We start from the raw sequence: 12,466 nt of genomic DNA on the forward strand, positions 1-12,466 counted from the left end.
CTTTAAAAGTAGACTATCTGAGAGATTTTAAAAAAAATAGCGATGTAATCTGTGTTTTTCACCGCATCCTTGTCTAAAATACACGCATCGATTTCATTCCTGCTGCGCAAGGGAGAAAAAAGACACAATGCTTGAAGCCTTTTACGCCACCGAGCGCGGTAGCCTTGAAGATGCGACGATTAATGGCGGATTCGACCTGCACCCCGAGCTGGTATGGGTGGATTTGATTGCTCCATCACAGGAAGAACAGGAATGGGTCCTTGAAGCTTACCAGCAGAACCTGCCAACCCTAAAATCGCTGGAAGACATCTCATCATCTGCCCGATTTTACCGTGATGATGATGGTATTTTACACATCAGTACCTATTTTTTAACGAAAAACAAAAATTATCAGGTCGAAAGCAGTGATCCTGAAGACTCATCCAACATGCTGGCCACTGTGCAGACGGTTGCCTTCATTCTGCATAAAAGCCGGCTGTTTACCCTTCGCGGTGAAAAACTGGTGGCATTCCGGGCATTTCGAGCCAGGGCCCGCCGGAATGACTATGAAATTGACTACAAGGATCCCACCTGGATTCTGCTGGGCCTGCTTGAAGCCAAACTGGATGAACTTGCGGATATCCTGGAAGATATCCACAAGGATCTGGAACTGTATTCCACAGAAGTACTGAACGTCCGTCACCGTGAAACGATTCTGGACCTGGACGACATGATCACCCGCCTGGCACAAAAAGAAGATATTCTGGGGAAAGCACAGCTGTGCCTGATCGATTTACGTCGTGTACTGACTTTTCTGGCCCGCCCCCGGGCACTGGGCAGTCATATTTACGATGCCGATATCCGGGAGCTCAGTGAAGATGTCCGCTCACTGGTGGAACACGATGCATTCCTGTTCCAGAAAGTACGGTTCCTGCTCGACACCACATCAGGATTCATTAATACCGAACAGAATGACACCATTCGTCGATTCTCCATTTTACCCAGCATGCTGGCACCTCCCATGCTGATTGCCAGTATCTACGGCATGAATACCGAGATTCTGCCGTTTGCACATGGCGCCACCAGTTTTACCGTGGTATTTGCCATTCTCATGGCATTCCTTGTCGGACCACTGATTTACTTCCGATGGAAAAAATGGATTTAAACCTGTTCCGGTAGATCACATCAAAATCGGTTTTGCGACACCCCATATGCCTGTCCCGATGGACTGATTTATTTTTTGAAAAAACCAGGGAAAACAACTGCAGCCCACTTTCGCGGTTCAGATGAAATCGTCTGATTGTTTTACTGCGTTACAGGACAGCGCCCACCTGGTTCATCCTGTGGAATAAAAAAATTTGAATATTCGTCAGATCAGGGGCGCTTTAAATAAGGCCAGGCTGCTTTCAGATAAATGAACATGGACCACAGCGTTAAAATTACCGCGGTATAAAGCAGGGCATACGCCAGTAATTCAAGCGGTTGCCAGTTAAACAGAAATACCGTAATGGCAATCATCTGAAATGCCGTTTTATATTTACCCACAGTGGACACCGCGACATTGGTCCGCGCACCGAGTTCCGCCATCCATTCACGCAATGCTGAAACCGTGATTTCCCGGGAAATAATGACAATGGCGGCAAATGCCATGGCAATATTCGGCTTCCATTGCACCAATACAATCAGTGCAGCAGCCACCATTAATTTATCGGCAACAGGATCGAGAAAACGCCCGAAAGCCGATGTCTGGTTCAGAGTACGGGCCAGATAGCCATCCAGCCAGTCCGTCACTGCCGCCAATACAAAAACAGCCGTCAGAATACCATGACGGGTCACACTGCCCTCATGTCCCCCCACACCAATTGCAGGCGGCCAATAGGCGATCAGCAGAAATACAGGAATTAACGCAATACGTGCCAGCGTCAGAATATTTGGTATGTTCAGGATACGACCCGTAGTAGACACCGCAGTTTGTCCCCTATCCGCCTATTGTTATCAGGCAAAAAATTTTAAAGAAAGCCCTTTATTCCCGGTCATATTAAACGATTCATATGACGCTGTCGACTAGGCAAATACAGTCACGGTCTGCCCGGAAATGGCAACCAGACGGTCCTGAGCATCCCAGATGCAGGCATATTCGATGGCATAACCATGTTCAGCATGATCCGTGACAACCCTGTACTTAAACCAGTCATGCATATTGTACTGAATCGGGCTGACAAAACTGACATGCCAGTTCAGTGAACTTGCCGGGGCCGGTATTTTTAACATGGGCAGCACACCCGGCGGCCATACATCCATTAGAGCCATGAGATCGGCCACTGACATGTCCCGGCTTTCGTGCAGGGTCGGATCAAAACGGAACCAGCCGCCAAAATCCGGCATTTTGCTCGCTGTGCATGGATAATTCCCCTCTGCCCAGGCCAGTTCAAACTGCTGAAAGCATTGTGGTGCAAATGGATTATCCGGCACAATCATCAACTGATCAACGCCGGGATATGCCGGCGCAACCTTTTCATGATGCACCTCAATGGCCGAGTCGCGCTGAGTTCCAAAACTGGCCAGCAGAATACTCTGTACGGCATCATCCTGCCACAGACGGACTTCAATACTGGTCACCGACTTGCCCTGGCGCAATATTTCAGCCGTGAGTCTCACACTGGCTTCCTGTACCGGTCCAACAAAAGTGATACTGGTGCTCAACAGACATTTTTCAGGATCGTTAACGGTGAGTATTGCCTTATGTACCAGCATCGCGGCCACCAGGCCACCGTAAATGGTTCTGCCCTGTAACCACCCTGCCGGAAGGCCGACCGCCTCACCGCGTTCAATTTCGCTGAATATCTGTGATAATGACATAACTGATCCCTATTTTTTGCCAATACATTCATGCTGTATATGTAGCACAGTGCCATCACTGATGAGTGACTTATGCGTCAGCTGCATTGCGGCCATCTTTTTTGACCGCCGGCAACCCTGGTCTGATAATGGCCGGGCTATTCATGCAGAACGCTGTAAATGGTCCGGGCCATGACCTCACCCAGACCAGTGACCTGGCTTAATTCTTTTTCCGAGGCTTTAAGCACTCCCTGAATACCACCGAAATGAGTCAGCAAATCACGGCGGCGTTTGGGTCCCAGTCCCGGAATCGCTTCCAGCACGGATGAACCCCGCCGCTTGTCCCGTTTTGCCCGATGTTTTGTGATGGCAAAACGATGGGCTTCGTCACGGACCTGCTGAATCAGATGCAGCGCTTTATGATCTTCCGGTAACTGAATTTTTGTCCCGTCGGTAAAATGCAGGGTTTCCAGTCCGGGTTTACGGCCTTCACCCTTGGATACCCCGATCATGAAAGCCTCCAGTCCCAGTGTCTGCATCACTTCCATTGCCATATGCAACTGACCCTTACCGCCATCAATCAGCAATAAATCCGGCAGCATTGCCTTTTTATAACGTCGTGTCAGAGCCTGACGCATCGCAGCATAGTCATCCCCGGCGGTAATATCATGAATTGCAAACTGGCGATAATCCCGCTTACGCGCGCCGCCATGATCAAACACCACGCAGGAGGCAATGGTGGCTTCCCCCATGGTATGGGAAATATCAAAACATTCAATCCGGTCCACAGGACGCCCCACCACCTGTTCCAGTTGATAAAAACGTTCATTCAGTTCCAGATAACTGGCCAGCTTGCCCCTGATGGCATGCTGCACATTCATCTCTGCCAGTTCCAGCCATTCGGCACGGGTTTCCCTGACATGTGGCTTAATCTGTATTTTTTTCCCGAACTGCTGTCGCAGCGCAGCTTCCATATCCTTACGATTGGGCAGATCAACATTGACAATCAACTCCGCTGGAACTTCATCGGCCACCTGAAAATAAAAATTGGCCATAAAATCTGAGAGCATCTGCCCGAGGTCATCGCCCAGCATATCGGGGAAATAACTTTTGCCGCCCAGCATTTTACCGTTACGCACATGCATGATCTGGACGCAGGTCACCCCCGCCTGATAGGCAATGGCAATAATATCCGCCTCCCCCCTGAGCTTATAAATGGCCTGCTGGGCCTGTACATCCCGCAATAAGGCCATACGGTCCCGGTAAAAGACGGCTTTTTCAAACTCCAGCTGTTCAGCAGCCTTTTCCATTTTCCCAATCAGTTCCTGATTCAGCTCCCGGGTGTCCCCGTTCAGAAAACGAATTGAGCTATTAACATCTTCCTGATATTCCTCAGGAGAAATTAACCCAACACAGGGTGCGGTACAGCGTTTGATCTGGTATTGCAGACAGGGACGTTTACGTTGAGCAAAAAAACTGTTTTCGCACTGCCGCACATTGAATAATTTTTGCACCACCAGCAGCGTATCCCGTGCATTATAGGCACTCGGATAAGGCCCAAAGAATTTCCCGACCTGATGTTTTCCCTTACCCCGGCCACTGGCAATCCGTGGATATGGCTGATCAGCAGACACAAAAATATAGACGTAGGATTTATCATCCCGCAACATGATGTTATACGGCGGATGATGCAGTTTGATCAGATTCTGTTCCAGCAGCAGGGCTTCTGTTTCAGAACGCACCACCAGGGTTTCAATATCATAAATCCGGGCAACCAGCGCCTGAGTCTTAGGGTGTTCAATGTTCTTTAAAAAATAACTCGACACCCGGTTTTTTAGATTCTTTGCCTTTCCGACATACAATAACTCCCCCTCTTTGCCCAGCATTTTGTAAATACCGGGCAGCTGGGTCATATTGGCCAGAATTTTTTCGATATGCGGGCGGGCACTGGTGTTCACAATCATCCTGTCAGATCATCTATAGTGGTGTATGTATAAGTCTTCATTCTACGCTTTTCAAGCAGACATACAGCAACTGTACGTGCCCTATTGCGGTTTTAACAGCGCCCGGGGCGATAAAATTCCCCACGCATCCGGGTTTTTGTTATGCTGAAATAATGCAACTGACAGATCATGATCTGATCGATTTTATGAACATGTAAGGGTGCGTAATATGAACCAGGCTGAATCCACTGCAGACATGCTTCCCCCTGTTGCCCGGTCTTCCTCAGACCTGCAGCGCGACAAGCGGATTGAACTGCCGCGTTTTTATTTTGATCCGGCACAGGTCATGCAGTTTTTACGTCAGCGCATTCTGGGGCAGGCCCCGGCACTGAATGAAATTGAGAAAATGCTGCATGTGGTCAAAGCTGACTTTTCCAGCCCTGAACGCCCGCTGTCCGTTACGCTGATGCTTGGCCCCACCGGCGTCGGAAAAACTGAAACTGTACGCCTCATCAGTGAAGCCATTTACGGCCGTCCGGATGCTTTTTGCCGGATCGACATGAATACCCTGGCCCAGGAGCATTATGCAGCAGCCATCACCGGCGCACCGCCAGGCTATGTTGGCTCCAGGGAAGGCCATAGTCTGTTTGATGAAACCGCCATTCAGGGTTCACATCACTACCCGGGTATTGTGTTATTTGATGAACTGGAAAAAGCCAGTACTGAAGTACTGCGGGGACTGATGAATGTGCTGGATACCGGCAAACTGACATTAACCGCCGGAACAAAAACCATCGACTTTCGCAACTGCATGATTTTTATGACCAGTAATGCCGGCGCACAGGCCGCTCAGCACTATCTGGACAAATTAAAATTTTTACCCGGAAAAATTCAGAATTTATGCCTGAAGCAAATTCCGACACAACGGATTATTGAAAAAGCCCTGTTTAAAAAATTTGATCCGGAGTTTTTAAACCGTATAGAACGCACCCTGCATTACCAGCCGGTAAAAAATGATGTTCTGCCGCAACTGGTTGAGATTGAATTGGAAAAGCTCAACCTGCGTCTGCGGCATCAGCGCCGTGAAATTGTATTGACCGATGCAGCCAAAGCTCGTTTTTATCGCAATCATGACCTCCGGTTCGGCGCAAGGCACCTGGCCAGGAGACTGCGGACTGAGCTGGACCCTCTGCTGGCCGTTCATTTTCTGAAATATCCCGACACAAGGAAACTGGTCGTGGATGATGTTGCCGGGCAACTGGACATCACATCAACATAACTCCGTTCCTTCATTGGGCGAAATTACAAAAAATTTCTATTTTAAAAATATTTACTGAATGTTTTAAAAATGACAGAAATATTTCAGTTATATTGTTTTATCAAGACCAGACTTGTCGCATATTTTAGTTTAATCTACCAGGCGGTTTTTTATTTTATCAATTATTTTATTCAGTTAACTGTATTTTATAACACTCAAAAACCATTTGATTTATCAAGAGAAATGATTATGAAAAATATTTAATAGATAATTAATTTAATTGGAATTTTATTACATAAATATTTCAGCATGATGAAAATTTTTATATAAAAATCAGGTATCGATTTAAGCGATAACCAGTTAAAATCTATCGATTTGAGTCCATTTATATAAAGCACAATTATACCGGATATTATAAATAACCCTCGGACAAAACTGTATGTCCACGATGTTTTATAACCCGGTCACCACATATTCCGGCAATGGCAGTATTCAGCGGATTTCCGATCTGACTGAGGGTCAGAAAGTCGCATTGGTAATCTTTCCCGAAGCACGACAACTGGGGTTGACCGAACGGATTCAAAAGCTGTTGGGAAAGCGTCTGATATATATTGTTGAAGATATTCAGCCCAACCCGGATGTCAGTCAGCTGGCGCAGACCTATCAGCAGTTCTGGAAACAGACCGCCGACTGTCAGGTGATTGTGGCAGTCGGTGGCGGCAGTACCATTGATACCGCCAAAGCCCTGATGGCCGGTACCGCTTCCGGTCGTTTTGATGAATTACAGGCATGGCTGGCTGAGGAGCAGACATTCAGCCCCACACACTGTAAAACCCTGATCACAGTACCAACCACTGCCGGAACAGGCAGTGAAGTGACCCCATGGGCCACCATCTGGGATCACGCCCGACAGAAAAAATATTCCCTGCACCTGCCATGTACCTGGCCGAGTATTGCCATTATTGACCCGGAGCTGATGCTTTCCCTGCCGGTTCATATCACCATTTCCACCGGCCTGGATGCACTTTCACATGCCCTGGAAGCCATCTGGAATGTCAATGCCAATCCCGTCTCGGACACACTGGCGATTGCCGCGGCTGAAGATATTCTCAGATATCTGCCGGAATTGCATCAGGATCCCAGAAATCTCCAGTTACGCTCACATATGGCGCTGGCGGCCTTAAAGGCAGGACTGGCGTTTTCCAACACCCGGACAGCACTTGCACATTCAATTTCCTATGAAATGACGCTGCGCTATGGTCTGGCACATGGCATTGCCTGTTCATTCTGCCTGCCCTATGTGCTGGGGCTGGCCTGGGGATGTGACCCTTCACGGGATCAGATTTTACGGCGCCTGTTCGGCCCGGATCGTGAATATGCACAGGCTGCGCTGACATCCTTTTTACACCGTCTGAATGTTGCCACCCAGTTCAGTGACTATGGTGTTTCAGCACCGGAAGCAGAGCAAATCATTCAATCTGCCATGCAGGGTGCACGTGGAAAAAACTTTATTGGATCAGACAACACATGAAAATTTTAAGGCCGCAATAATGCCACCTTCTTATTTACAGATACCTCAGAACAACACCATTTTTCCTGCACCGTGCAGGCACAGAGATAATAAAAGGTAAAAGTCATGGACCGTACACAGACTATCCCCGCTTTTGCAGGACAACATCCTCCTGTATTCCGTCGTGCACAGTGGCGCATGCTGCTGGCTGTCATGTTTTGCTATCTGTTCTTTTACACTGGGCGGCAAACCTTTGGTTTTGCCATTCCCGGCATTCAGGCTGAACTGGGCCTCAGCAGCACCGCACTGGGGTGGATCTCTGCATCCATGCTGTGGGCTTATGCCATCGGACAGGCCATTAACGGGAACCTGACCGACAAATTCGGTGGTCGCAGACTGATGGCAAGCGGTGCTGTATTGTCATGCGGTACCAACTGGATGATGAGTTTTGGCACCGGCTTTCTCAGTTTACTCATGCCGTGGAGTATCAATGGATATTTTCAGGCATTGGGCTGGGCACCCGGCAGCCGGCTGCTGTCAAACTGGTGGGGTATTTCTGAACGTGGTAAGGTCTATGGTTTTTATACCTTTGCCGCAGGCTGTTCATCAGTCCTGTCCTATATTACCTCAGTCGTCATCATTGATGTACTTGGGCTCGAATGGCGCTGGATCTTCCGTTTACCGGTCCTGTTAATGCTGGCCGCGGGCATCATGCTGTACCTGGTCGCCCGGGAACGCCCGCAGGACCTGGGGTTTGAACCCTTAAAGGACACCGGTGTTGCCAACCCGGCAGATAAGGTTCATGAAGCCACCACACAAGCCGAAAGTTCATGGCAGCGCTATAAGGCCGTTCTGAAAAATGCACGTCTGCTGATTGCCGCTGTTTCACTGGGTTTTCAGAATGCTGCCCGTTATGGTCTGATTATATGGGTGCCGGTACATTTTCTGGGCGCTGACTGGAAAAGTGGTGACAGTCTGATTGATCCAAAATGGATTACAGTGGCCTTACCGGTCGGCATGGCGGTGGGTGCGCTCAGCAATGGCTGGGTATCCGATAAATTATTTGGTTCAAAACGCTATCTGGCGGTAATGCTGTATATGGTTCTGGGTGCAATCACCAGTATCTGGATGTGGAGCCTGCCAGCCCACAGCATGGTCGGAATCTTTGCATTATTCCTCTGCGGTTTCTTTGTTTATGGACCAGCCTCCAGTTTCTGGGCACTCTGTCCTGATCTGGTCGGTGCCCGACGTGCAGGAACAGCAACCGGTATCATGAATTTTTCATCCTATCTGTTTGCCGGGATGGCAGAGCCGATTATTGGTAGAATTCTGGATATCACCGGCAACACCTCGCTGATTTTCATGGTGGTTGCAGTTGCCTGTATATGCAGTGCCTTCGTCGCACTGTTTGTACGCAGATAGCCTGTACGCAGCCAGCAGCTCAGGGGCTTAACTGAAATTGTGATTCAATAACCAGGTTAACTATGCATAAATATCATAAATGGCTTCGCTCCTTCTATGCTGTTGCACATAAAGGTAACTTTACACTTGCTGCGGAATATTTAAGCATCGGCCAACCCACGGTCAGTGAGCAGGTCCGTGCGCTGGAAGAGGTTTTCCAGGTCGAACTGTTTCACAGACGCGGCAGCTTTATTGAAATGAGCCTGGCCGGACGTCAGCTGTACGAAATTACCCGCCCCATGTTTGCCCTGGAAGATGAAGCAGTGCAATTGCTGCAAAGCTTCCGGCAACGCAAGGCCGGTATGTTCCGCATTGGTGCCGTGTCGCCACCCATCGCCATGGATCTGACCTACAGACTGAAACAGCAATACCCGGATATTGAATTGCAGACCACACTGTCTTCTGCTGCTGACATTCTGGAAAAACTGTATAACTTTGATATTGATGTTGCCATTCTGGCGCAACCGGAATTTCCTGCTGACCTGTACACCTGTCTGTATCAGCGCTGCCCCATTGTTGCTGTGGTACGTGAAGATCATCCCTGGACACGGCAAAAACAGATCACGGTTGATCAGATCCGCAATGAAAAGCTGGTCCTGCGTGAAAGTGGATCCCGGACACGGCAAATTGTGGAAGAGGACTGTAAAAAAAGAGGAATTGAACTGGACTGTGTCATGCGGCTGAACAGCCGTGAAGCGATTGTACATGCCATTGCCCACGGAGTCGGCATTGGCTTTGTCTCACTGGTGGAGTATATGGATACACCCAATACCCGGGCCATCACCTTTGTTGAGCATCCCTTTCATATTGAATATCGTCTGTGTTGCCTGGCCATTCGCAAACAACGCCCCATGATTGCTGAACTGTTTCATGACTGCATATCCAGTGCCGGCATTTCACAATCAGACCTTACATAGATTCAGCTATCGTACAAGCCCGGGAATCATCCATATTCCCGGCCGTTTAAGCACCAACTGATTTACAGGGTTAAAGCGCGTATCAGAACACATCAAAACACATAGGGACGTACAAAAATCAGAAAGAATAAACCCAGCATCAAAAACCATTTCAGAACATAATACAGCTTGCGGTTATGCGCTTTGAGTGCTTTGGCTTTAATTCGGATCTGATACACATAACCGAATACTTTGTTCAGCCCACCGGTCTGATCTCCTGCTTCATTGGGAGAACTGGCCGCTGTCATGACCTTTTTACCAAACCAGTGGTTAAAACGTTCCATCCATCGGGTGGTTAAGGGACGCTCTACATCACAGAATAAAATAATCCGATTTTCATCCGTTTTATTCTCGGCATAGTGAATATAGGTTTCATCAAACACCACGCTCTGTCCATCCCGCCAGCTATAGCGTTCGCCATCGACATCAATAAAACAGCGATCATCATTGGGCGTGATCAGCCCCAGATGATAACGCAATGACCCTGCATAAGGATCACGGTGACGTACCAATCGGCTGTCCGGTGCAAGTTCAGTGAACATCGCAGCCTTAATGGTCGGTAATGTCTTTAAAAGTGCCGTGGTTTTCGGGCAGAGTTCCGCCGCAGATGGATGGGCAGAGTCATACCATTTTAAATAAAAACGCTTCCAGCCGGTTTTAAAAAATGAGTTAAAGCCCAGATCATTATAGCTGCTGGAGGCTTTAATACCGCCCCTGTCATATAAGCTCTGCGCTTCATCACGGATCATCTCCCAATTGTCATCCAGCACCTTGAGATCCTGAAAATGCTGCGCCTCAATATACGGCTGGTTTGGAACCCTGGAGAACATATACATCAGAAAATTAACAGGTGCGAGTATAGTCGAATGATCAAAAAACTGACGATAAAACGAATGGCGCACTTTCCCCCGATGCTGAATATACAACGCCGAAATCACAAAAATCGCCAGGATGACCCACTTAATCATCAAATATCCACCACAAAAAAATTAGGCATATTTTAACTATTTCTGATGAAATCAGGAATAGTTTTTAAAGTGCAAAAGCAAGTGGTTGCTTTTGCACTCAATGTCCAGGCTTAACGTCATAGCCAGAACACTTATTTTCCGTTCAGTTTATCCAGCAGCGTGTCGATATTTTCTGCCGCTGCGGTATTGTAAAAATCACATTTATTGCGGGTCACTTCAATGGTCTGATTCACATAGGATTCAGCATCGTCGGCACCCATAATATTGATCAGCTCAGTATATGAGTTACCCTGTTTCAGCTCATTGCTCAATGCATTAATAAAAGCATCCAGCGACCAACTGCCGTCGGACGGATAGGCACGATAGACCTGCCCCTGATATTCAATCGCAAAGAGATACTCAGTTCCAGTGTTGTCTGTACCATCCTTCACCAGATAACCAACCCTTAAACCACCCCATGTTTCAATGACTGGATTGGCACTGGATACATTCCCAGCTATTTTTTCCTGCTCAGCCCAACCCTGTAAATTCCGGACACCTGTGATCGCCAGCGCCGGATCCGGATTAAATTGCAGGGAAACCGCTCCGGCCTTTACAGATTGCATCTGAATACATTTTGCACCGGCCGGAAATACATCCTGACTTGCACCCAGTCTGGAAATAAATGCCTCCGGATCGGCAGCCTGCTCTCCCCTGGCAGTCCACAAATCATATAAAACCGGTGCAAACGGAACCAGTTGTTCTGAAATACGCACGCCGTTTAAATCAATCACCCGAAAAGTCCGGGTCATCTTCAGCTCCCTCAGACCGGCCTGATTATACGGGGTAGTGACCCACTCAGTCTCACCCACAGATTGAACAAAAACATGCCTGAACCCCTGAATTGCATCATAGCTTTCCCGGGTTTCCGGGACATATAAACCACCCTTTTCAGTCACGATATAGGGATTAAACGCAGGATTCGCTGTTTTTTCGTACAATACGCCCTGATCCAGGGACCATTCTGTTTTTGTACTGCCCCATACAGAGAAATCATCATCCTGCTGCACGTTATAGGCATACAGTGTTTTTTCTCCGTCAAACAATGTTTGTGGAACAGGTGTTCTGTTGCTGGCCGGGGAGGAGGGAGCAGACGCATTTCCACTGTCTGAACCACCTCCGCCGCCACAGGCAGCGATAAAGAAAGGCAATGTGATTAGTGCGACGGAATTTTTTATTTTTAACATAAACTACTTCTATTTTTACTGAATCGTGCAGTAAGTCTATCTTTTCTTCACAATTTGATCAACTGAGCGAAAACAGATCCATCCATATTTCCCAACCGCTGAGATACTCAGCCTGGCAGGTTATCCACCCTGGAAGTCATGCAGAGTATCTCGGAAAAAGATCATGAAAGATTCATAAAAAAACTCATGAATCAGAATTTCGGCAATAGTCAGGTCATGTTATCCACGCAGAATATTCCGGGATAAAAAGCTGCGAACGGATATTTCAAACCAGCATCGACACAAAAGCTCAATAAAACCAGGTTATGCTGAAGCAGTAAAATTCAG

At 47.9% G+C, this 12,466-nt stretch carries 10 protein-coding genes; 5 read left to right on the forward strand and 5 right to left on the reverse strand.

The annotated features are described in order from the left end of the window. Positions 1-127: 127 nt before the first annotated feature. Complete coding sequence (locus tag ACT6PV_RS13200) at positions 128-1,144, forward strand: CorA family divalent cation transporter (protein ID WP_445116751.1); 1,017 nt, start codon at positions 128-130, stop codon at positions 1,142-1,144. 209 nt (positions 1,145-1,353) lie between these two features. On the opposite strand, the gene pgsA is transcribed toward ACT6PV_RS13200, so the two are convergent. The 3 genes from pgsA to uvrC all read right to left on the reverse strand — a co-directional run bounded on the left by pgsA (position 1,354) and on the right by uvrC (position 4,775). Continuing rightward, positions 1,354-1,944: a CDP-diacylglycerol--glycerol-3-phosphate 3-phosphatidyltransferase gene (gene pgsA / locus ACT6PV_RS13205; RefSeq protein WP_445116752.1), complete on the reverse strand. Its 591-nt coding sequence runs from the start codon at positions 1,942-1,944 to the stop codon at positions 1,354-1,356. A 99-nt stretch (positions 1,945-2,043) separates the two neighbouring features. Beyond that, entirely contained in the window at positions 2,044-2,838 is a 795-nt protein-coding gene (locus ACT6PV_RS13210; protein ID WP_445116753.1) for a thioesterase family protein, read from the reverse strand. A 137-nt stretch (positions 2,839-2,975) separates the two neighbouring features. Continuing rightward, complete coding sequence (gene uvrC, locus ACT6PV_RS13215; protein WP_445116754.1) at positions 2,976-4,775, reverse strand: excinuclease ABC subunit UvrC; 1,800 nt, start codon at positions 4,773-4,775, stop codon at positions 2,976-2,978. Between the two features lie 241 nt (positions 4,776-5,016). Here uvrC and ACT6PV_RS13220 point away from each other — a divergent pair, with 241 nt between their 5' ends. From ACT6PV_RS13220 to ACT6PV_RS13235, 4 genes are all read left to right on the forward strand, one after another. Beyond that, positions 5,017-6,039: an AAA family ATPase gene (locus ACT6PV_RS13220; protein WP_445117121.1), complete on the forward strand. Its 1,023-nt coding sequence runs from the start codon at positions 5,017-5,019 to the stop codon at positions 6,037-6,039. A 418-nt stretch (positions 6,040-6,457) separates the two neighbouring features. Continuing rightward, the gene (gene psrA / locus ACT6PV_RS13225; RefSeq protein WP_445116755.1) at positions 6,458-7,549 is read left to right on the forward strand and encodes an iron-containing alcohol dehydrogenase PsrA; all 1,092 of its coding nucleotides are present in this window, start codon (positions 6,458-6,460) and stop codon (positions 7,547-7,549) included. A gap of 105 nt (positions 7,550-7,654) precedes the next feature. Next, on the forward strand, positions 7,655-8,950 hold the full coding sequence (locus tag ACT6PV_RS13230) for an MFS transporter (protein WP_445116756.1): 1,296 nt from the start codon (positions 7,655-7,657) through the stop codon (positions 8,948-8,950). A 62-nt stretch (positions 8,951-9,012) separates the two neighbouring features. Further along, positions 9,013-9,906 (forward strand): LysR substrate-binding domain-containing protein, encoded by an 894-nt coding sequence (locus ACT6PV_RS13235; protein ID WP_445116757.1) that lies wholly within the window; start codon positions 9,013-9,015, stop codon positions 9,904-9,906. A 92-nt stretch (positions 9,907-9,998) separates the two neighbouring features. Here ACT6PV_RS13235 and lpxO read toward each other — a convergent pair whose 3' ends face one another. Further along, positions 9,999-10,913: a lipid A hydroxylase LpxO gene (gene lpxO, locus ACT6PV_RS13240; RefSeq protein ID WP_445116758.1), complete on the reverse strand. Its 915-nt coding sequence runs from the start codon at positions 10,911-10,913 to the stop codon at positions 9,999-10,001. 131 nt (positions 10,914-11,044) lie between these two features. Further along, positions 11,045-12,139: a hypothetical protein gene (locus tag ACT6PV_RS13245; RefSeq protein ID WP_445116759.1), complete on the reverse strand. Its 1,095-nt coding sequence runs from the start codon at positions 12,137-12,139 to the stop codon at positions 11,045-11,047. Positions 12,140-12,466: the final 327 nt, after the last annotated feature.

Source organism: Acinetobacter sp. WZC-1 (assembly GCF_052544965.1).

Bases quoted from the DNA above. Each gene is read 5' to 3' on its own strand.
- ACT6PV_RS13200 (WP_445116751.1), top strand. From the start codon at position 128: ATGCTTGAAGCCTTTTACGCCACCGAGCGCGGTAGCCTTGAAGATGCG.
- ACT6PV_RS13210 (WP_445116753.1), bottom strand. From the start codon at position 2,838: ATGTCATTATCACAGATATTCAGCGAAATTGAACGCGGTGAGGCGGTC.
- ACT6PV_RS13220 (WP_445117121.1), top strand. From the start codon at position 5,017: ATGCTTCCCCCTGTTGCCCGGTCTTCCTCAGACCTGCAGCGCGACAAG.
- psrA (WP_445116755.1), top strand. From the start codon at position 6,458: ATGTCCACGATGTTTTATAACCCGGTCACCACATATTCCGGCAATGGC.
- ACT6PV_RS13230 (WP_445116756.1), top strand. From the start codon at position 7,655: ATGGACCGTACACAGACTATCCCCGCTTTTGCAGGACAACATCCTCCT.
- ACT6PV_RS13235 (WP_445116757.1), top strand. From the start codon at position 9,013: ATGCATAAATATCATAAATGGCTTCGCTCCTTCTATGCTGTTGCACAT.
- lpxO (WP_445116758.1), bottom strand. From the start codon at position 10,913: ATGATTAAGTGGGTCATCCTGGCGATTTTTGTGATTTCGGCGTTGTAT.
- ACT6PV_RS13245 (WP_445116759.1), bottom strand. From the start codon at position 12,139: ATGTTAAAAATAAAAAATTCCGTCGCACTAATCACATTGCCTTTCTTT.